Here is an 18,616-nt window from a genome sequence, read left to right on the forward strand (position 1 = left end):
GCCCTGTGTAAGCAGGGCACTGCGTGACCATGAACCCCCGCTTTCGAGTGGGGGTTCTTTTTTTACGGCCGGCCGATATCAGAGGTGATGGACGCGGTTCTCGGGAGACAAACAAAAACCCCGAGGGTGGGCTGGCCACCGCTCGGGGTTTTGTTTTTTTGTCAGGCCCGGGAAAACGCCCTCAGGCACAAGCCACTAACTGCGCAACTTGTCGACAAATCATCTCTCCGCTTTCAATCTCCGCCACGCGTAAGTCGTAGCTGGCCTGCAGGTTTACCCAGAATTCTGGCGTTGTACCCAGGCAGCGGGAAAGCCGCAGAGCTGTATCGGCTGAGATGCCCCGCCGTTCGCGAGCTATGTCATTCACAGTGGGTGCCGAGACACCGAGCGCACGAGCCAATGCCGAAGCGGAAAGCCCCATGGGCACCATGAATTCTTCTCGGAGGATTTCGCCCGGGTGAATAGGGCGCATGCCATTCTTGAACATAAAAACCTCAGTGTTAATCCACAATTTCCACGTTAGCCGGCCCATTTTCGGTCCACACAAAGCATACGCGCCATTGGTCATTGATACGTATGCTGTGCTGCCCCTCGCGGTTTCCGCGCAATGCCTCCAACCGATTGCCTGGTGGCGCCCGGAGATCAACCAGTTGTGAAGCAGCGGCTACCATTTGAAGCTTGGGCGTGGCGACGTTGGCGATTCCTGACCACTGCGAGGTACGTCCGGTGACGAACAGTATCTCGGTGTCCTTGCAGTTAAAGCTGACAATCATCGTTTTGACGCTTAACCCTTAACGTTAGGCGTTAATATACCCCGCGCGTCTGGATTTGCAAACGACAGATCAGCTAAGCACATAGGCATGCAAACAAAAACCCCGAGGGTGGGCTGGCCACCGCTCGGGGTTTTGTTTTTTCAGGCCTGGCCTGAGCGGGCTATATCTTCCCGAGCAGCACAAGGATCAGCAGGATGACCAGCACGGTACCGATGATACCGGACGGCCCGTAACCCCAGCTGCGCGAGTGCGGGAAGACAGGTAGACCACCGATCAGCAGCAGAATCAGAATGATGATGAGTATGGTGCCCATGGCGGATTTCCTTTTTTTGGACCCTGTGCGGCAGCTGCCGCGGTTGGGGCGGGGCATTTGCCTTCCGCTTGTTAGTACGATCCTGAAGCGCGCAAAAAGTTTGAAATACCGCCAAGCCGGTCCCGGCATTCAGCGCACTGATGATTCTTATCCGGTAGCAGGGGCGCGGCTAGGCTTGCTCCAATTGCAGCCAGGAGACGCAGCATGAGCAACCGCATGATGGTGACCGGCGCCGGGTCTGGGCTGGGCCGCGAAATCGCCCAGCGCTGGGCGCGAGAGGGATGGCAGCTGGCCCTGTGTGACCTGGATGAACGCCGGCTCGAAGAAACCCTGCGCCTGGTGCGAGCCGAAGGCGGTGACGGTTTCATCCGCCGCTGCGATGTGCGCGACTATAGCCAGCTAAGCGCCTTTGCCGAAGCCTGTGAGGCGCAACTGGGCGGGATCGACGTGCTGGTAAACAACGCCGGGGTCGCCTCCGGTGGATTTTTCGAGGAGTTGTCGCTGGAAGACTGGGACTGGCAGCTCTCGGTCAACCTGATGGGGGTGGTGAAGGGCTGCAAGGCGTTTCTGCCGCTGATCCTGCGCAGCCAGGGGCGGATCATCAACGTGGCGTCCATGGCCGCGCTGATGCAGGGCCCAGGGATGAGCAACTACAACGTGGCCAAGGCTGGCGTGGTGGCGCTATCCGAAAGCCTGATGGTGGAACTGCGCGGTCAGGGGGTGAAGGTCCACGTGCTGTGCCCGTCGTTCTTCCAGACCAACCTGCTCGATTCCTTCCGCGGCCCTACGCCAGAAATGAAAGCCGCTGTGGGCAAGCTGCTGGAAGGCTCGCCTATCAGCGCTGCCGACATCGCCGAATACCTCTATCAGCAGGTGGCCGAGGGCGCATTCATGATCCTGCCCCATGAAGCGGGCCGCGAAGCCTGGGCCGGTAAATGCCGGAACCCGGAGCCACTGTATGCCGAGATGGCGCACATGGCGGACCGGATGAGGGCCAAGGCCCGCGGTTGACGTATGCTGGCGGCTTCGCTCATTGACGGGGGCTGCTGTGCTCAATTACCTGTGGTTTGCCTTGGCGGCGGTGTTCGAGATCGCCGGTTGCTACGGTTTTTATCTGTGGCTGCGGCTAGGGAAAAGCCCTGCCTGGGCCATTGCCGGGCTGCTGAGCCTTACCTGCTTCGCGCTGCTGCTCACCCGTGTGGAGGCGGCCTATGCCGGCCGTGCCTACGCGGCATACGGCGGCGTGTACATCGCCACCTCGCTGGGCTGGCTGGCGTTCGTGGAGCGAAGCCGGCCGCTGCTCAGTGATTGGGTAGGGGTGGGCATCTGCCTGCTGGGCGCAAGCCTGGTGCTGTTCGGCCCCAGGTTTTCGTCCTGAAGCCCTTATTCGCGAGCTCCGCCTTCGGCTTCGCCGGCCACCCGGCGGAGCTCGCGAATGTTAGTGACAGGTACGGAACGTGCACGGATTTGCACGGAATGTTGTAGGAAAGAGTCCAATTTTCGCTCTAGAGCGCGTATTCATCCCTTCGCGCGTTGAAACGCCCGGCAATCCGAGGCAGGCTCCGGTTTCCACCCATGAAAGGACGCATACCATGCTTGTACTGACCCGAGCCGCCGGTGAGGAAATCATTATCGGCGATGACATCCGCATCAAGATCCTGTCGTCCACTGGCGGCCAAGTGAGGCTGGGTATCGCCGCGCCGCGCTCCGTGGAGGTTCATCGGGCCGAGATCTACAAGCGGTTAGTGCTCGAGCGCAACGAGCGCCTGGCCGCTGCCGGGCGATGAGGCCGGTCAATCCTCCAGCAATTCCTTGGGGATATCATGGCGCGCCAACAGCTGGCACTGCTGGCTGTCGGCATCGAACAGGATGAACGCCTGGCCTTTGGCCAAGGCCTGGCGAACCCGCAGCACGCGGGTTTGCAGAGGGGTTTCGTCGCCGTTATCGGTCCCGTCCCGGGTCACGAAGTCTTCGATCAGCCGATTCAGGGTGTCCGGAGCGAGTTGGTCGTAAGGAATCAGCACAGCATTGCACCGTTGAAAATGATGGCGCCTAGCTTACCGCAACCGTCAGGCGCCATCGCGTTGTAACGACCGCTGTCCGTTGAGCAGTCACTTGCCGATGACTTCGTCCACGGCCGGCACGCGGGTGTCATTCGCCATATGGGCCTCATGTTCGATCTGCTTGCTGAACTTGGTCAGCGAGGCATTCGCCGGGTCGGCATCACTGGCAAACACGGGCGGGCTGAGGATATAAGCGGCGAGCAGGCGGCTAAGCGCGGCCAGGCTGTCGATATGGGTACGCTCGTAGCCATGGGTGGCGTCACAGCCAAAGGCCAACAGGGCCGCGCGAACGTCATGGCCAGCGGTGACCGCCGAGTGGGCATCGCTGTAGTAGTAGCGGAAAAGGTCACGGCGTACCGGCAGCGCGTGGTCCTGCGCCAGACGCAACAGGTGGCGCGACAGGTGATAGTCATAGGGGCCGCTGGAATCCTGCATGGCCACGCTCACCGCGTGCTCGCTCGAATGCTGGCCCGGCGCGACCGGGGCAATATCAACTCCCACGAATTCGCTCACGTCCCACGGCAGTGCCCCTGCCGCGCCGGAGCCGGTTTCCTCGGTGATGGTGAATATCGGATGGCAGTCGATCTGCGGTTCTACCCCGCTGTCCACGATCGCCTTCAATGCCGCCAGCACCGCAGCCACGCCAGCCTTGTCATCCAGATGGCGCGCACTGATGTGGCCGCTATCAGTGAATTCCGGCAGCGGGTCGAACGCCACAAAGTCGCCGATGTTCACCCCCAGCGCCTCGGCATCTGCGCGGGTGGCGGAGTACGCGTCCAGGCGTAGCTCCACATGGTCCCAGGTGATCGGCATCTGGTCGATGGCGGTATTGAAAGCGTGCCCGGAAGCCATCAGTGGTAACACGCTGCCGCGCACGATGCCGTTGTCGGTGAATACGCTTACCCGGCTGCCTTCGGCGAACCGGCTGGACCAGCAGCCTACCGGCGCAAGGCCCAGGCGGCCGTTGTCCTGGATCACCCGCACAATGGCCCCGATGGTGTCCAGATGGGAGGAAATGGCCCGGTCGGGCGAGCTGTGCTTGCCCTTGAGGGTGGCGCGCAGGGTGCCGCGGCGGGTGAGTTCGTATGGAATACCCAGCCCCTCGAGGCACTCGGCAACGTAACGCACGATGGTGTCGGTGAAGCCGGTGGGGCTGGGAATGGCCAGCATCTCCAGCAGCACTTTGCGCAGATAATTCATATCCGGTTCGGGGATTTTCGACATCTGTTCTCTCCTCGGAGGATACGCAAGGGCCGCTTGCAGGCCTTGGCGGGCGCTGCAAGGGCAAGGTGGCGCCCGTAGCCACGGGCGCGCGTCGTCAGCGCGCAGGCTGTATATGTGGGAACAGCAAATCCACGAAGCGTTCCGCGGTAGGGCGGGGCTCATGGTTGGCCAGGCCAACCCGCTCATTGGCCTCGATGAACACATACTCAGGCTGATCGGCGGCCGGCACCAGCAGGTCCAGGCCCACCACAGGGATGTCCAGGGCGCGCGCCGCATTGATTGCCGCCTCGCGAAGCACGGGATGAAGGATGTCGGTCACATCCTCCAGGTGCCCGCCGGTGTGCAGGTTGGCTGTCTTGCGCACCGCCAGGGTTTCGCCCTTGGGCAGCACGCTGGTGTACTCATACCCGGCGGCCTGGACGGTGCGTTCGGTTTCCCGGTCCAGCGGAATCCGGCTTTCTCCGCCTGTGGCAGCCTGGCGGCGTCGGCTCTGCGCTTCGATCAGCTCGCGGATGTTGTGCTGACCGTCGCCGACGATCTGGGCAGGCCGCCGGATCGCGGCGGCGACCACATCAAAGCCGATCACCACAATGCGCAGGTCGGCGCCTTCATGGAAGCTCTCTAGCAGCACGTGACTGTCAAACTGGCGGGCGACCTCGATAGCGGCCTGCACGTCTTCGAGCGTACGCAGGTCCACCGCTACGCCCATGCCTTGCTCGCCATCGAGCGGCTTGACCACAATGCGGCCGTGCTCTTCGAGGAAGTCCTGGTTGTCGTCCGCGCTGCCGGCCAGTTGTTGCGCGGGCAATGACAGGCCCGCCGCGGCCAGCACCTTGTGGGTGAGGCTCTTGTCCTGGCACAGCATCACGCTGATAGAACTGGTGAGGTCGGAAAGGGACTCTCGGCAACGGATTCGCCGACCGCCATGGCTGAGGGTGAACAGCCCATGCTCGGCATCGTCCACATGCACATCGATACCGCGACGGTATGCCTCGTCGACGATGATGCGCGCATAGGGATTCAGGTCCGCAGCCGGGCCCGGGCCCAGAAACAGCTTTTGATTGATGCTGTTCTTGCACTTCACCGCGAAGGTAGGCAGCGTGCGGAAGCCCAGTTTGGCGTAGAGGTTCTTGGCCAGGCGGTTATCGTGCATTACCGACAGGTCCATGAAATTCAGGCCCCGGCCCATGAAGTGCTCTACCAGGTGGCGCACCAGCACTTCGCCCACGCCAGGGCGGGTGCAGCGGGGATCCACGGCCAGGCACCACAGGCTGCTGCCGCCTTCGGGGTCCTGAAACGCCGTGCGATGGTTCAGGCCCATTACACTGCCGATCACGCTGCCGTCGGTTTCATCTTCGGCCAGCCAGTACACCGGCCCGCCCTGGTGGCGGGGCGTGAGCAGCGATGGGTCCACCGGCAGCATGCGGCGCTTGCGGTACAACTGGTTGATCGCCTCCCAGTCTTGCTCGGTGCAGGCGCGGCGGATGCGAAACCCACGAAACACGCGCTGCGCCGGGCGGTAATCGTTGAACCACAGCCGCAGGGTGTCCGACGGGTCAAGGAACAGCTGTTGCGGGGCCTGGGCCAATACTTGCTGGGGGGCCGCCACGTACAACGCGATGTCGCGTTCACCCGGGCGCTCCTGCAGCAGTTCGGTCGCCAGCTCTTGAGGCGACGGCCAGGTGTGCCCCATCAGCAGGCGGCCCCAGCCGCAGTGCAAGGGGCGAGGGCCGTCGGCCAACGCCACGCCGTCTTCGGCACACATGGCCTGCAGGCGTTCATAGGACGGTGGCTGGCCGCGTTGTAGGCGCTGGCTGACGGAGTGTGGATGGGCTTTCATAATTTAGATTCCTTGTTCACTGAGCCACAGGTTCAGCGCCGCCAACTGCCATAACTTGGAACCGTGCAGTGGGGTCAACTGGCCGTGTGGGTCGGTCAGCAGGGCATCGATGCGGGTAGGGTTGAACAGGCCACGGTCGTGGCTGCTGTCCATCAGCAGGTCGCGCACCCAACCCAGGGTCGCGCCTTCCAGGTGCTTGAGGCCGGGCACCGGGAAATAGCCCTTCTTGCGGTCGATCACTTCGCTGGGGATCACCCGCCGGGCCGCCTCCTTGAGTACGTGTTTGCCGCCGCCTGGCAGTTTGAACTGGCCAGGGATGCGCGCGGACAGCTCCACCAGCCGGTAATCAAGGAACGGCGTGCGTGCTTCCAGGCCCCAGGCCATGGTCATGTTGTCCACCCGCTTGACCGGGTCGTCCACCAGCATCACGGTGCTGTCCAGGCGCAGCGCCTTGTCCACGGCGGCATCGGCGCCAGGCATGGCGAAGTGCTCGCGAACGAAGTCACCCGCGGCGTCGTGGTCCAGGCGCCAGCGCGGCTGCACCGTGTCGGCGTACTCGGCGTAGTCGCGGTCGAAGAAGGCCTTGCGATACGCGGCATACGGGTCGCTGGCGCCATCCACTTGCGGGTACCAGTGATAGCCGGCGAACAGCTCATCCGCACCTTGGCCGCTCTGTACCACTTTGCAGTGTTTGGCGACCTCGCGAGACAACAGGTAAAAGGCAATGCAGTCGTGGCTCACCATCGGTTCGCTCATGGCGCGGAAGGCGGCCGGCAATTGGTCGAGGATTTCCCCCTCGGCAATGCGCAGCTGGTGATGTTTGGTGCCGTAATGGCGGGCGATCAGGTCCGAATATTTGAATTCGTTGCCCCGCTCGCCGCCCGCATCGTCAAAACCGATCGAGAAAGTGGAAAGGTCTTCCACGCCCACCTCGCGCAGCAGGCCAACCAGCATGCTGGAATCCACGCCGCCAGACAGCAGCACGCCCACGTCCACGGCGGCGCGCTGGCGGATGGCCACGGCTTCGCGGGTGGCATCCAGTACCCGATCGACCCAGCCTTCAAGGTTCAGGCTGCTTTCTTCCGCCGAGGGGCCATAGGGCAGCGTCCACCACACCTTCTCCTCGGTGGTACCGTCGGCATCAATCCGCATCCAGGTGGCCGCTGGCAACTTCTGCACATTGGCGAGAATGGTGCGGGGCGCGGGCACCACGGCATGGAAGTTCAGGTAGTGGTTAAGGCCGACCGGGTCCAGCATTGGGTCGATGTCGCCGCCTTTGAGCAAGGCCGGCAGGGCGGAGGCGAAACGCAAACGGCTGCCGTTGCGGGTCAGGTACAACGGCTTCACACCCAAACGGTCGCGGGCCAGGAACAGCCTCTGGTTGTCCCGCTCCCACACGGCGAAGGCGAACATGCCGTTGAGCTTGGGCAGCATGGCCTCGCCCCAGGCGTGATAGCCCTTGAGCAGCACTTCGGTGTCACCGTCGGAGTAGAAGCTGTAGCCCAGCGCTTCCAGCTCCTTGCGCAGTTCAGGGTAATTGTAGATGGCGCCGTTGAAGGCCAGCGCCAGGCCCAGCTGGCCGTCGACCATCGGCTGTGCCGAACAGTCGGACAGATCCATGATTTTCAGGCGACGGTGGCCGAAGGCAATCGGCCCCTGGCTATGAAAACCCCACGCGTCCGGGCCACGCGGGGCGAGGTGGTGGGTGATGCGCTCAATGGCGCCGAGGTCGGCCGGCTGGCGGTCGAAACGAAACTCTCCTGCGATTCCACACATGTAGCTTGAACCTTTGCTATAGGTTTTCGCGCTACTGGGGACGTGCGGGCGATGCGCCTGGAAAACGAAAAATCAGGCACAAGCCAGATCGCGCACGGCGTATTCAGCCAGTAGCGCAGGGGCCCTGCGGCGGCATCGCGCTGGCAGGGGCTTGGCTTGTTGGAGGGCGGGAGGGGGCGGATCGTTCCGTTCGCCTTGCCCTTGTAGCAGCCGGCCTTGGCCGCGACTGGGTACGGACTTAAGAACGGCTACCGTCCGGCCCCCAGGGCTTGAAGCCCCTGCCGCCAAGCCTCCAGCGCATCGAGTTCCATTGGCCGCGCCAAATAGAAGCCTTGCACCTCATGGCACCCCGCGCGGCGCAGGATGTCCAGGGTGTCGGCGGATTCGATGCCCTCGGCCACGATGCGGTAGCCCAGGCGCAGGCCCAGGCCAATCAGCGTTTCGACCAAGCGGCGGTCTCGTTCGTCGGTGCCGATGTTGCAGATCAGCGAGCGGTCCAGCTTTACCGCTGTGGCGGGCAGCTGACGCAGGTAGGTCCAGTTGCTGTAGCCGGTGCCAAAGTCGTCGATGGCCACGTCGATACCGATCAGCCGCAGCCGCTCAAGCTGTTCGCGTACCAGTTCGGGGCTCTGGCATAGGGCACTTTCAGTGAACTCCAGCTCCAGCAATTCGGGCGGCAATCCGCTTTCGGCCAGCAGGGCGAGGAGGGCATCGGTGAACTGGCTACCATCCAGGTCTTCAGCCGATACGTTGACCGATACCTTCAGGCTTTGGCCGAGGCGGTGCCATTGGCTGGCTTGTTCCACGGCCTGGCGGACCACCCAGAGGCTGAGCGGGCGGATCATCGACGTGCGCTCGGCGAGCGGAATGAATTCGGCCGGGCTTACCGCGCCGAGGAATGGGTGTTCCCAACGCAGCAGGGCTTCCACTGAAAGCATGGCGCCGGTGTTCGCATCGAACCGTGGCTGATACGCCAGGCGCAGTTGCTCAGGGCTTTGCATGGCTTCGGCCAGCGCGCTCAGCAGCATGAACGCCCGTTGCTGAGCACGCCCCAGCCCGGGCTGATACCAGCACCAGCCCTGGCCCTTGGTGCGGGCATCGTCCGAAGCGCTGACCACCATGCGCAGCCAGTCCGGCAGGCTGGCCTGGGCGGCGGTGAGCTCGATCGCGCCGATACCGATTTGCGTCTGGATCGGAATGCCGGCGCACATCAGCGGCCGCTTGAACCGCTGTACCACCCCAGCGAACAGCGTATCGGCTTCGGTGCCGCGGTGGCTGTCCAGGAAGAAACCGAAGCGCGTCTGGCTGACCCGGTAGATGGCCGTGTGCGCGGGCAGCACTGCGGCCAGCTCATCGCGCATGGCGAGCATCAGGTCCTGGGAGAACTGATACCCCAGCGCTTTTACGATGTCGTTGAGCATCTGCGGCGACACCATGTCGATGGCCACCAGCGACTGCGCTGACTGCCCGCGACGGCTGATGATGTCTTGCTCCAGCCGGGCACGGTTGAGCATGCCGGTTTGCGGGTCGTGGAAGTTCAAGGCGCGCGATGTGGCAATTCGTTGCATCACCAACGCGGCGAAGCGGCGAAGCACGGCCTCTTCCCGCGGGGTAAGCGGGGGGCGTGGCTGGGTGTCGATCACGCAAAGGCTACCCAGGCCCAGGCCGTCCTCGGTAATCAGTGGCATCCCGGCGTAAAACCGGATACCCGGCGTTCCGAGTACCAGGGGATTTTGGCAAAAGCGTTCGTCCAGGTGTGAATCCGGTACAACGAACAACTCGTCCGAGAGGATCGCGTAGGTGCAGAAAGACACATCCCGCGGGGTCCCTTGCGCGCAAATTCCGCGGCTGGCCTTGAACCACTGTCGCTGCTCTTCGAGGATCGAGATCAGGGCGATAGGCGCGTTGAAGTAATCCTGCACCAACTCGACGATGTCTTCGAATACCGGGTCCTGCGTGCCCTCGAGCAGGCAGAGCTCCGCTACACGACGCAGGCGGGCTGCTTCGTTGATCGGCATCGGCGGTGGCTGGATCATCAGGTATTTTCCGCTGCGGACGAGGGGATCGGGTCCGTGATATCAGAGTGCCCTCTCATGCTACAGCGTATCGGCTGCGTTAGCCTATCCTGCAGGTGCCATCGGTCGGAGGCAGGGCCTGGTCAATTTTTTCCGGCGCCTTTGGATAATTTTCGGACGCTGAACCGATTCGGATGGCAGCTTTCGGCAACGTTGCCGGGTATCGGTAGGGGCTCATGCTCGAGCCAGGCAGCGATAAGTTCACCCGACAGCGGGGCGGTAATCAGCCCTCGCGAACCGTGCCCGCTGTTTACATAAAGCCCTGGCAGCCAGGGGCACGGCGCGTCACAGGCTGCACGGGCGTTGCGCTGCAGCGCCTGATAAGCCTGGTTGAAGGCAGTGGTATCGGCCACCGGGCCCACGATGGGTAGGTAGTCCGGGCTGGTGCAGCGCAACCCCACGCGGCCAACCAGTTGCTCAGGCGCAGCCGGGGCGAGGCGCCGGGCCAGGTCAGGTGAAATGCCCTCCAGCAGTGCCAGGTTCTGGGTGTGCTCGGCAATGCTGGGTTCGTTGTCCAGGCGCTGGAAGTCGAAGCTCGCGCCAAGGGTATGCTCGCCCAGCCGCGCCGGTGCTACGTAGCCTTCGGCACACACTACGGTGCTCAGTACCTTGCTTTCAGCGGTGGTCGGCAGGCGGGTGATCTGCCCCCGTATCGGCTTGAGTGGCAGGTCGGCCGTGTGTTCGAAGGCACGCACCTGCGCTGCGCACGCCAATACGGCGACAGGGGCGCTTGCGATTACTTCATTCGCGGCCATGGCCAGCCAGCGCTCGTTCTCACGTTCAAGGCGCAGCACATCCTGGTGAGGCTTTACCGTGATGCCAGGATGAGCGACCAGCGCTGCGCATAAAGCTGGCGGATGCACCCAGCCACCTTCCGGAAAGTACAGGCCACCGGCGGGCAGGGGGACGCTTGCAAGGCTGCTGGCCTCGGCGGTGTCGACCAGGCGCAGCAGTTCCGGGGCAAAGGCATCGGCCAAGGCGTTCTGGCGCGAGGCGTCGGCGGCCGTGGTTGCCAATTGCAATACGCCGCAACCTTCCCAGTCGCTTCCCTGTTGCAAGCGCTCCAGCCAGCGGCGCGTATACCCGAAACCGCTCACGATCATTTGCGACAGCGCGGTGCCATGGGCGGAGAGTTTGAGGTACAGCACGCCCTGCGGGTTGCCCGACGCTTCGTGGGCGATCTGCCCATGGCGCTCTAGCAGGGTGACCTTCCAGCCGCGCACGGCCAGGCTGTACGCAGTGGCGCAGCCGGCCAGCCCGGCACCGATCACCAACGCCTCGCGTGGGCCCGGTACCGTAGGGGGATAGGCGAACCAGGGCTTGGCGGTAGATATGGCCGCGGCATCCGGAGAACCGATGAAATCTCCCCGCATGATTTCCCATTTCTTGCCTTGGCCAGGCAGCCGTTTCATCTTGAAGCCCACTGCGATCAGCCCCCGGCGCACCGTTCCCGCGGCGCTGAAGGTGCCGAGCGTAGTGCCTTCATGCGACAGCCGCCCCACCTCGGCGAACAGTTCGGGCGTCCACATGTCCGGGTTTTTCGCGGGGGCGAAACCGTCGAGGAACCACGCATCCACCTGTGCGCTCAGCTGGCTCAACTGGGCCTGGGCGTCGCCTATCAGCAGTGTCAGGGTTACCCGGCCCTCGGCGAACCCCAGCCGCTGTGCCCCGGGGTGAATGGCCTGGTATGCCCCCAGCAGTTGGGTAGCCCAGGGGGCGAGTTCAGGCCATAGCGCCAGCGCCCGCTGAAGGTCCTCCCGGGTAAGCGGGTATTTTTCCGTGCTTACAAAATGTAGCCGCGCGCCTGGCTTTGCAGTCGCGTCGAACAGCCGCCAGGCCGCGAGGAAGTTCATGCCCGTGCCAAAGCCGGTTTCACCGATCAACAAGTGCTCCCCGTCCATCAGCGCGGCGAAGCGCGCCTCCAGGCGGTTCTGCTCGAGGAATACGTAGCGGGTTTCCTCCAGCGCCGCCTGGCTGGAAAAATACACGTCGCCAAACACGCGGGAACGCGGCTGGCCGTTTTCATCCCAGTCGAGCTGGGCAGTGGAGATAGCGCTGGGCATGGGCTTGAGGGGTCGGCTTCGAACGGGCGCAGCATTCTGCCACAAGGCGCTGTCCAGATAAGCAGCCAAGGGAGGTCACCCATGTTTGAATCCGCCGAGATCGGCCATGCCGTGGACGATGAAACCTATAAGGCCGCAGTGCCCGCGTTACGCCAGGCACTGCTGGAAGCGCAATACGAACTCAAGGAGCAGGGCCGCTTTCCGGTGATCGTGCTGATCAACGGCATCGAAGGCGCGGGCAAGGGCGAAACCGTCAAGCTGCTCAGCGAATGGATGGACCCGCGCCTTATCGAGGTGCGCACGTTCGACCAGCAGACGGATGAGGAACTGGCCCGCCCGCCGGTGTGGCGCTACTGGCGGCAGCTGCCCGCCAAGGGCCGAATGGGGGTGTTCTTCGGCAACTGGTACAGCCAGATGATCCAGGGCCGCGTGCATGGCCACTTCAAGGATGCCGTGCTGGACCAGGCGATCAACCAGGCCGAACGGCTGGAGCAGATGCTCTGCGACGAAGGCGCGCTGATCTTCAAGTTCTGGTTCCACCTGTCCAAGAAGCAAATGAAACACCGGCTCAAGTCGCTCAAGGACGATCCCCTGCACAGCTGGCGCATCAGCCCCCTGGATTGGCAGCAATCGAAAACCTACGACCGCTTCGTGCGTTACGGCGAGCGCGTGTTGCGCCGCACCAGCCGCGAATACGCGCCCTGGCACGTGATCGAGGGGCACGACAGCAATTACCGCAGCCTGGCCGTGGGCAAGATCCTGCTCGAAGGCCTGCAGGCCCGATTGAATGCCCCGCAGCAGCCGGTTCAACAGGCCGTCACGCCACTGGGCGACAGCCTGGACCAGCGCACCCTGCTCGACGCCCTGGACATGAGCCTGGCCCTGGACAAAAGCGACTATCAGCAGCAGCTGATCGAGGAACAGGCGCGGCTGGCTACGCTGTTGCGCCACAAGCACATGCGCCGACACGCGCTGGTGGCGGTATTCGAGGGCAACGACGCTGCCGGCAAGGGTGGCGCCATCCGCCGGGTAGCGGCGGCGCTGGACCCTCGCCAGTACCACATCATCCCCGTTGCGGCCCCCACCGAAGAAGAACGTGCGCAGCCCTACCTTTGGCGGTTCTGGCGGCACATCCCGGCGCGCGGGCAATTCACCATCTTCGACCGCTCCTGGTATGGCCGGGTACTGGTGGAGCGCGTGGAAGGCTTCTGCCAGCCGGCGGACTGGCTGCGTGCGTATAGCGAAATCAACGACTTCGAAGAGCAGCTCACCGACGCCGGGGTGGTAGTGGTGAAATTCTGGCTGGCGATCGACGAGCAAACCCAGCTGGAGCGCTTCAAGGAGCGCGAAGAAACGCCGTTCAAGCGCTACAAGATTACCGAGGACGACTGGCGCAACCGTAACAAATGGCCGCAATACCGCGAGGCCGTGGGCGATATGGTGGACCGCACCAGCACAGAAATCGCGCCGTGGACGCTGATCGAAGCCAATGACAAGCGCTGGGCGCGGGTGAAGGTGTTGCGCACGATCAACGATGCCCTGGAGAAGGCTTTCCGAAAGCACCGTTGACATATGCCGGGCTTTGAGCGATGGATGGGCCTCCAGCACTGTTCAAGGACACCACCATGAGCTTGTCGCCTTTCCACTTGGCTATTCCGGTTTACGACCTGCCCGCTGCCCGGCACTTCTACGGCGAAGTGTTCGGCCTGGCGGAGGGTCGCTCCAGCGATCATTGGGTCGACTTCAACTTTTACGGCCACCAGCTGGTGATCCACGAACACCCGCGCACCGCGTCCCAGGAGGCCGCCCACACCAACGCGGTGGACGGCCACGACGTGCCGGTGCCGCATTTCGGCATCGTGCTGGGCTGGGAAGAATGGGAAGCCCTGGCTGACCGCCTGCGCGCGCGGGAAACGCGCTTCGTGATCGAACCCTACGTGCGGTTCCAAGGGCAGGTGGGCGAACAGGCGACCATGTTCCTGTTCGACCCTTGCGGCAATGCCCTTGAGTTCAAGGCGTTCAAGGACATGAGCCAGTTGTTTGCCAAATGACCCTGGGGGACGAGCGTCAAGCGCTCTGCGCTTGTTCCCGATTGCGACTATGCCCAGCGGTACGCTCTATATACATCTCGCTTTCACGCAGGGCTTCTTCCCGGCTGGGGAAGGGGCCTTCGAGGGTGTTTTCCCGGGTGCTGAAAAAAAAGTTGCCGTTGATCAGGGTGAACCGATCACTGCGAAAGTGAGTGGCGGGAGCGGATTCTTCTGCGCGTTTGCCGAACATGGTGATCTCCGAACGAACTGAAAGCCGAAGGTGTGGCCTGCCCGCCAAATCGGCGGGCAGGGGAGGGGCAACGTTAGCCTTGGCTACCGGCGCCGAGCATGTTCTCGGGCCGTACCCATTGGTCGAACTGCTCATCGGTGAGGTAACCCAGATCGAGCGCGGCCTGGCGCAGGGTCAGGTTTTCACCATACGCCTTCTTGGCGATCTGCGCGGCCTTGTCGTAGCCGATATGCGGGTTGAGCGCGGTCACCAGCATCAGGCCGCGTTCCAGATGCTCGGCCATTTTGTCGGCATCGGCTTCCAGCCCGGCGATGCAGTGGGTATTGAAGTTGCGGCAGCCGTCAGCCAGCAGGCGGATGGATTGCAGCAGGTTATGGATGATCACCGGCTTGTACACATTCAGCTGCAGGTGGCCCTGGCTGGAGGCAATGCCGATGGTCACGTCGTTGCCCAGTACCTGGCAGGCCAGCATGGACAGCGCCTCGCACTGGGTAGGGTTCACCTTGCCGGGCATGATCGAGCTGCCGGGCTCGTTGGCCGGCAGGCGCACCTCGGCCAGGCCACCACGCGGCCCCGAGCCCAGCAGGCGCAGGTCGTTGGCAAGCTTCATCAGGGCCACGGCCAGGGTTTTCAGTGCGCCCGCCAGGGTGACCAGCGGCTCATGGCCGGAAAGGGCCGCGAACTTGTTCGGGGCGGTCACAAAGGGCAGGCCCGACAGCGCCGCGATTTCCGCGGCGATGGCCTCGGCAAACCCGGACGGCGCGTTCAGGCCTGTGCCCACGGCGGTACCGCCTTGCGCCAGCTCGTACACCCCCGGCAAGGCAGCGCGAATAGCCTGTTGCGCGTAGTCGAGCTGGGCGACGAACGCCGACAGCTCCTGGCCAAAGGTGATCGGTGTGGCATCCATCATGTGGGTGCGGCCGGTTTTCACCAGCTGCATGTGGCGCGCCGACAGCTCGGCCAGGCCTGCCGACAGCTCGGCTACGCCGGGCAAGAGGTCGTTCTGCACTGCCTTGGCCGCCGCGATGTGCATGGCCGTGGGGAAGCAATCATTGGAGCTTTGCGAACGGTTCACGTGGTCGTTGGGGTGCACCGGGCTCTTGCCGCCACGGCCTTGGCCGGCCAGCTCATTGGCGCGCCCGGCGATCACCTCGTTCACGTTCATGTTGCTCTGGGTGCCACTGCCGGTTTGCCACACCACCAGAGGGAACTGAGTATCGTGCTCGCCCGCCAGCACTTCATCGGCGGCTTGCTCGATCAGGTTGGCAACATCTGGCGGCAGGTCGCCGCTGCGGCTGTTGACCCGGGCCGCCGCCTTCTTGATAAGCGCCAGGGCGTGCACCACGTCCAACGGCATGCGCTGCTCGCCGATGGCGAAGTTGATCAGCGAACGCTGGGTTTGTGCGCCCCAGTAACAGTCTTCGGGGACGTCGATCTGGCCAATGCTGTCTGTTTCGATGCGGGTCATTGCGTTCTCGCTCGTGCAGGTTCGACAGCCAGTTTAGGCGCATTCCAGCGGGCGGGGTTCCCTGTTTTCGGCACTTCTGCGGGCTGGCACTCGTCAGTGAGGGTTGAGTGGCCGGTTGGGTTGGGCGCAGAATGGCCTGCTCCGGGGTTTGCCCCAATCGCCACAGTAAGGAAAACCGATGAATCGAGTTCGCGCCCTTTGCACAGCGGCCGTTCTGGCCTGCGCCGGGCCGGTGATGGCCGATACCGCCAGCCACAACGCCAGCGCGGAAGCCTTCCTGATGATGGCCCATGCGGACAAGCTCGGCACGCCGGTGTACATGCAGGTGCAACAGATGTTTGCCCAGCGTTTCGCCCAGGCCAACGCCCCCGAATCGAAAAAGGCCACCCTGGAAAGCTACCAGGCCAAGGCCAACGCCGCGCTGGACCAGGCCATTGGCTGGGACAAGGTCAAGCCGGACATGATCAAGCTGTACACCGACAACTTCAGCGAGCAGGAGCTGAAGGACCTGGTCAAGTTCTACAAGTCGCCGCTGGGGCAGAAAGTGCTGCAGACCATGCCCAAGGTCACCCAGCAGTCGGTGGAGCTGAGCCAGCAGCACCTGGAGCCTGCGGTGCCGGTGGTAAACAAGCTGCTTGCCGACATGACCGCTGAAATCACCCCGCCCAAGGCCGACGACGCGGCGAAGGGTGCCGAGCCCGCCAAGAAGAAGTAACCGCCATGACCATGCAAACCCGCATCGAGCACACACTGGGCCTGTTGCAGCCGCAGCACCTGCAAGTGCTCGATGAAAGCCACATGCACAGCCGTGGCCAGCAAACCCACTACAAGGCCGTGGTGGTGAGCGAGCGCTTCCAGGGGCTGAACAGTGTGAAGCGCCACCAGTTGGTGTACGGCACGCTGGGCGAGCTGATGGGGGAGTTCCATGCGCTGGCCTTGCACACCTACACCCCTGAGGAGTGGGCGGCACAGGGCGTGGCGCCGGCCTCGCCGGTGTGCGCGGGCGGGCATTGATCCGCGGCAACACACAGGCGCCTGTCCCTTTGCTAGAATGCGCGCCGCCCGGGCCTGCCCGGCGCGCGTATTCGTGACCTGCCTGGTCCGCCCTTTGCGAGGGCGACCACCTGGAGAAGCAAAGATGACCCACCCTATCGTCGTGGCGGCGCTGTACAAGTTCGTCACCCTCCAAGACTACGTCGAGCTGCGCGAGCCCCTGCTCAAGGTGCTGCTGGACAACGACATCAAAGGCACCCTGCTGCTGGCCAACGAAGGCATCAACGGCACGGTTTCCGGCACCCGTGGTGCGATCGACAACCTGCTGGCCTGGCTGCGCAGCGATCCTCGCCTGGTTGATGTGGACCACAAGGAATCGTACTGCGACGAGCAGCCGTTCTACCGCACCAAGGTCAAGCTCAAGAAGGAAATCGTCACCCTGGGCGTGCCGGGGGTGAACCCGAACACGCGCGTGGGCACCTACGTGGAGCCGCAGGACTGGAACGCCCTGATCAGCGACCCCGAAGTGCTGCTGATCGACACCCGCAACGACTACGAAGTGGCCATCGGCACCTTCGAGGGCGCCATTGACCCGAAGACCGAAACCTTCCGTGAGTTCCCGGAGTACATCAAGGCGCACTTCGACCCGGCCCGCCATAAAAAGGTAGCGATGTTCTGCACCGGCGGCATCCGCTGCGAAAAGGCCTCCAGTTACATGCTGGGCGAGGGGTTCGAGGAGGTGTACCACCTCAAGGGCGGCATCCTCAAATACCTCGAAGAAGTGCCTCAGGAAGAAAGCAAGTGGCAGGGCGACTGCTTCGTTTTCGATAATCGCGTAACGGTGCGTCACGACCTGACCGAAGGCGACTATGATCAGTGCCACGCCTGCCGTATGCCGATCAGCGCCGAGGACCGCCAATCCCCGCACTACGCGCCCGGTATCAGCTGTGGGCACTGCTGGGACAGCCTGAGCGAGAAAACCCGCCGCAGCGCCATCGACCGGCAGAAGCAGATCGAGCTGGCCAAGGCGCGCAACCAGCCCCACCCTATCGGCTACAACTACCGCAAAACCACCGAGGCCTGAGCCATGTCCAGCCGTCTGGTATATGTGATGGACCCGTTGTGCTCCTGGTGCTGGGGCTTTGCCCCTACAGTGCAGGCGCTCATTGACCAGGCGGCTGAGGCCGGAATCCATACCCACTTGGTGCTTGGCGGGCTGCGCACGGGCCAGACGGCGCTCGACAGCGGTACCCGTGGGCGCATTCTGGAGCATTGGCACAGTGTGGAGGCGGCCACCGGGCAACCTTTTCGCTTCGAGGGGGCAATGCCGCCGGGGTTTGTGTACGACACCGAGCCCGCCTGTCGGGCTGTGGTTGCCGTGCGGCGTATAGATGAGCAATTGGCCTGGCCCATGGCCAAGGGGATTGCCCAGGCGTTCTATCGCGATGGCCTGGACGTGACCCGTACCGCCACGCTCGTGGATGTGGCCGAAGCCGCAGGCATCTCGCGCATCCGCTTTGCCGAAACTTTCGACCTCGCCGCCACGGCTCAGGCCACTCAAGGCGACTTCAGCTGGTCACATTCGTTGGGTATCTCTGGCTTTCCCACGTTGCTTGCCGAACGCGACCGCCAGTTCGCCTTGCTCACTAATGGTTACCAGCCATTAGAGGAACTGGCGCCCTTGCTGGCACGTTGGCTAGAACGTGCCGCCGCGCTATAGTCGCCCCGGTGTCGCTTCGCCCCCGGGC

The 18,616-nt window shown here is 63.4% G+C and carries 20 protein-coding genes; 9 read left to right on the forward strand and 11 right to left on the reverse strand.

The window, feature by feature from the left end; genetic code table 11:
- Window positions 1–181: 181 nt before the first annotated feature.
- The 3 genes from LG385_RS03470 to LG385_RS03480 all read right to left on the reverse strand — a co-directional run bounded on the left by LG385_RS03470 (window position 182) and on the right by LG385_RS03480 (window position 1,086).
- Window positions 182–487, reverse strand: coding sequence for a HigA family addiction module antitoxin (locus tag LG385_RS03470; RefSeq protein WP_181111555.1), 306 nt, complete (start codon window positions 485–487; stop codon window positions 182–184).
- Between the two features lie 13 nt (window positions 488–500).
- Complete coding sequence (locus tag LG385_RS03475) at window positions 501–773, reverse strand: type II toxin-antitoxin system RelE/ParE family toxin (protein WP_225772436.1); 273 nt, start codon at window positions 771–773, stop codon at window positions 501–503.
- A gap of 160 nt (window positions 774–933) precedes the next feature.
- Window positions 934–1,086, reverse strand: a complete 153-nt coding sequence (locus LG385_RS03480) for a DUF3309 family protein (RefSeq protein ID WP_225772438.1) — start codon at window positions 1,084–1,086, stop codon at window positions 934–936.
- A gap of 204 nt (window positions 1,087–1,290) precedes the next feature.
- Between LG385_RS03480 and LG385_RS03485 the strand changes: the two genes are divergently transcribed.
- The 3 genes from LG385_RS03485 to csrA all read left to right on the forward strand — a co-directional run bounded on the left by LG385_RS03485 (window position 1,291) and on the right by csrA (window position 2,873).
- Window positions 1,291–2,097: an SDR family oxidoreductase gene (locus LG385_RS03485; protein WP_225772440.1), complete on the forward strand. Its 807-nt coding sequence runs from the start codon at window positions 1,291–1,293 to the stop codon at window positions 2,095–2,097.
- A gap of 37 nt (window positions 2,098–2,134) precedes the next feature.
- A complete protein-coding gene (locus LG385_RS03490; RefSeq protein WP_225772443.1) occupies window positions 2,135–2,464 on the forward strand; it encodes a YnfA family protein in 330 nt (109 codons plus the stop codon).
- 214 nt (window positions 2,465–2,678) lie between these two features.
- The gene (gene csrA, locus LG385_RS03495; protein ID WP_181111559.1) at window positions 2,679–2,873 is read left to right on the forward strand and encodes a carbon storage regulator CsrA; all 195 of its coding nucleotides are present in this window, start codon (window positions 2,679–2,681) and stop codon (window positions 2,871–2,873) included.
- A gap of 6 nt (window positions 2,874–2,879) precedes the next feature.
- Here the strand turns inward: csrA and LG385_RS03500 are convergent, their stop codons facing one another.
- The 6 genes from LG385_RS03500 to mnmC all read right to left on the reverse strand — a co-directional run bounded on the left by LG385_RS03500 (window position 2,880) and on the right by mnmC (window position 12,127).
- A complete protein-coding gene (locus LG385_RS03500) occupies window positions 2,880–3,110 on the reverse strand; it encodes a YheU family protein (protein ID WP_181111560.1) in 231 nt (76 codons plus the stop codon).
- An 87-nt stretch (window positions 3,111–3,197) separates the two neighbouring features.
- Complete coding sequence (locus LG385_RS03505; protein ID WP_225772445.1) at window positions 3,198–4,373, reverse strand: osmoprotectant NAGGN system M42 family peptidase; 1,176 nt, start codon at window positions 4,371–4,373, stop codon at window positions 3,198–3,200.
- Between the two features lie 94 nt (window positions 4,374–4,467).
- Complete coding sequence (gene ngg, locus LG385_RS03510; protein WP_225772447.1) at window positions 4,468–6,213, reverse strand: N-acetylglutaminylglutamine synthetase; 1,746 nt, start codon at window positions 6,211–6,213, stop codon at window positions 4,468–4,470.
- Window positions 6,214–6,216: 3 nt separating this feature from the next.
- On the reverse strand, window positions 6,217–7,989 hold the full coding sequence (locus LG385_RS03515) for an N-acetylglutaminylglutamine amidotransferase (RefSeq protein ID WP_225772450.1): 1,773 nt from the start codon (window positions 7,987–7,989) through the stop codon (window positions 6,217–6,219).
- 248 nt (window positions 7,990–8,237) lie between these two features.
- Complete coding sequence (locus tag LG385_RS03520; protein WP_225772453.1) at window positions 8,238–10,025, reverse strand: GGDEF and EAL domain-containing protein; 1,788 nt, start codon at window positions 10,023–10,025, stop codon at window positions 8,238–8,240.
- Window positions 10,026–10,147: 122 nt separating this feature from the next.
- Window positions 10,148–12,127, reverse strand: a complete 1,980-nt coding sequence (mnmC, locus tag LG385_RS03525; protein ID WP_225776162.1) for a bifunctional tRNA (5-methylaminomethyl-2-thiouridine)(34)-methyltransferase MnmD/FAD-dependent 5-carboxymethylaminomethyl-2-thiouridine(34) oxidoreductase MnmC — start codon at window positions 12,125–12,127, stop codon at window positions 10,148–10,150.
- Between the two features lie 81 nt (window positions 12,128–12,208).
- On the opposite strand from mnmC, the gene pap reads away from it, so the two are divergent.
- Complete coding sequence (pap, locus tag LG385_RS03530) at window positions 12,209–13,696, forward strand: polyphosphate:AMP phosphotransferase (protein ID WP_225772455.1); 1,488 nt, start codon at window positions 12,209–12,211, stop codon at window positions 13,694–13,696.
- 56 nt (window positions 13,697–13,752) lie between these two features.
- Window positions 13,753–14,178 (forward strand): VOC family protein, encoded by a 426-nt coding sequence (locus tag LG385_RS03535; protein ID WP_225772457.1) that lies wholly within the window; start codon window positions 13,753–13,755, stop codon window positions 14,176–14,178.
- A gap of 16 nt (window positions 14,179–14,194) precedes the next feature.
- On the opposite strand, the gene LG385_RS03540 is transcribed toward LG385_RS03535, so the two are convergent.
- Window positions 14,195–14,407 (reverse strand): DUF6316 family protein, encoded by a 213-nt coding sequence (locus LG385_RS03540; protein ID WP_225772459.1) that lies wholly within the window; start codon window positions 14,405–14,407, stop codon window positions 14,195–14,197.
- 73 nt (window positions 14,408–14,480) lie between these two features.
- Window positions 14,481–15,875, reverse strand: a complete 1,395-nt coding sequence (locus LG385_RS03545; RefSeq protein WP_225772461.1) for a class II fumarate hydratase — start codon at window positions 15,873–15,875, stop codon at window positions 14,481–14,483.
- Between the two features lie 178 nt (window positions 15,876–16,053).
- On the opposite strand from LG385_RS03545, the gene LG385_RS03550 reads away from it, so the two are divergent.
- The 4 genes from LG385_RS03550 to LG385_RS03565 all read left to right on the forward strand — a co-directional run bounded on the left by LG385_RS03550 (window position 16,054) and on the right by LG385_RS03565 (window position 18,588).
- Window positions 16,054–16,590: a DUF2059 domain-containing protein gene (locus tag LG385_RS03550; protein ID WP_181111569.1), complete on the forward strand. Its 537-nt coding sequence runs from the start codon at window positions 16,054–16,056 to the stop codon at window positions 16,588–16,590.
- A 5-nt stretch (window positions 16,591–16,595) separates the two neighbouring features.
- Window positions 16,596–16,889 (forward strand): BolA family protein, encoded by a 294-nt coding sequence (locus LG385_RS03555; protein ID WP_181119981.1) that lies wholly within the window; start codon window positions 16,596–16,598, stop codon window positions 16,887–16,889.
- Window positions 16,890–17,013: 124 nt separating this feature from the next.
- Window positions 17,014–17,952: a rhodanese-related sulfurtransferase gene (locus LG385_RS03560; RefSeq protein ID WP_225772463.1), complete on the forward strand. Its 939-nt coding sequence runs from the start codon at window positions 17,014–17,016 to the stop codon at window positions 17,950–17,952.
- A 3-nt stretch (window positions 17,953–17,955) separates the two neighbouring features.
- Window positions 17,956–18,588: a DsbA family protein gene (locus LG385_RS03565; RefSeq protein WP_225772465.1), complete on the forward strand. Its 633-nt coding sequence runs from the start codon at window positions 17,956–17,958 to the stop codon at window positions 18,586–18,588.
- Window positions 18,589–18,616: the final 28 nt, after the last annotated feature.

Origin of the sequence: Pseudomonas sp. Marseille-Q5115 (assembly GCF_916618905.1) — a bacterium.
In the GTDB taxonomy this organism is placed as follows: domain Bacteria; phylum Pseudomonadota; class Gammaproteobacteria; order Pseudomonadales; family Pseudomonadaceae; genus Aquipseudomonas; species Aquipseudomonas japonica_A.

What these genes read in the sequence shown, in the direction of transcription:
- mnmC (WP_225776162.1), bottom strand. Translation starts at nt 12,127, where the DNA reads ATGCCCAGCGCTATCTCCACTGCCCAGCTCGACTGGGATGAAAACGGC.
- LG385_RS03485 (WP_225772440.1), top strand. Translation starts at nt 1,291, where the DNA reads ATGAGCAACCGCATGATGGTGACCGGCGCCGGGTCTGGGCTGGGCCGC.
- LG385_RS03560 (WP_225772463.1), top strand. Translation starts at nt 17,014, where the DNA reads ATGACCCACCCTATCGTCGTGGCGGCGCTGTACAAGTTCGTCACCCTC.
- LG385_RS03565 (WP_225772465.1), top strand. Translation starts at nt 17,956, where the DNA reads ATGTCCAGCCGTCTGGTATATGTGATGGACCCGTTGTGCTCCTGGTGC.
- LG385_RS03550 (WP_181111569.1), top strand. Translation starts at nt 16,054, where the DNA reads ATGAATCGAGTTCGCGCCCTTTGCACAGCGGCCGTTCTGGCCTGCGCC.
- ngg (WP_225772447.1), bottom strand. Translation starts at nt 6,213, where the DNA reads ATGAAAGCCCATCCACACTCCGTCAGCCAGCGCCTACAACGCGGCCAG.
- LG385_RS03475 (WP_225772436.1), bottom strand. Translation starts at nt 773, where the DNA reads ATGATTGTCAGCTTTAACTGCAAGGACACCGAGATACTGTTCGTCACC.
- LG385_RS03480 (WP_225772438.1), bottom strand. Translation starts at nt 1,086, where the DNA reads ATGGGCACCATACTCATCATCATTCTGATTCTGCTGCTGATCGGTGGT.
- LG385_RS03515 (WP_225772450.1), bottom strand. Translation starts at nt 7,989, where the DNA reads ATGTGTGGAATCGCAGGAGAGTTTCGTTTCGACCGCCAGCCGGCCGAC.
- LG385_RS03545 (WP_225772461.1), bottom strand. Translation starts at nt 15,875, where the DNA reads ATGACCCGCATCGAAACAGACAGCATTGGCCAGATCGACGTCCCCGAA.
- csrA (WP_181111559.1), top strand. Translation starts at nt 2,679, where the DNA reads ATGCTTGTACTGACCCGAGCCGCCGGTGAGGAAATCATTATCGGCGAT.
- LG385_RS03505 (WP_225772445.1), bottom strand. Translation starts at nt 4,373, where the DNA reads ATGTCGAAAATCCCCGAACCGGATATGAATTATCTGCGCAAAGTGCTG.
- LG385_RS03535 (WP_225772457.1), top strand. Translation starts at nt 13,753, where the DNA reads ATGAGCTTGTCGCCTTTCCACTTGGCTATTCCGGTTTACGACCTGCCC.
- LG385_RS03555 (WP_181119981.1), top strand. Translation starts at nt 16,596, where the DNA reads ATGACCATGCAAACCCGCATCGAGCACACACTGGGCCTGTTGCAGCCG.
- pap (WP_225772455.1), top strand. Translation starts at nt 12,209, where the DNA reads ATGTTTGAATCCGCCGAGATCGGCCATGCCGTGGACGATGAAACCTAT.
- LG385_RS03470 (WP_181111555.1), bottom strand. Translation starts at nt 487, where the DNA reads ATGTTCAAGAATGGCATGCGCCCTATTCACCCGGGCGAAATCCTCCGA.
- LG385_RS03540 (WP_225772459.1), bottom strand. Translation starts at nt 14,407, where the DNA reads ATGTTCGGCAAACGCGCAGAAGAATCCGCTCCCGCCACTCACTTTCGC.
- LG385_RS03520 (WP_225772453.1), bottom strand. Translation starts at nt 10,025, where the DNA reads ATGATCCAGCCACCGCCGATGCCGATCAACGAAGCAGCCCGCCTGCGT.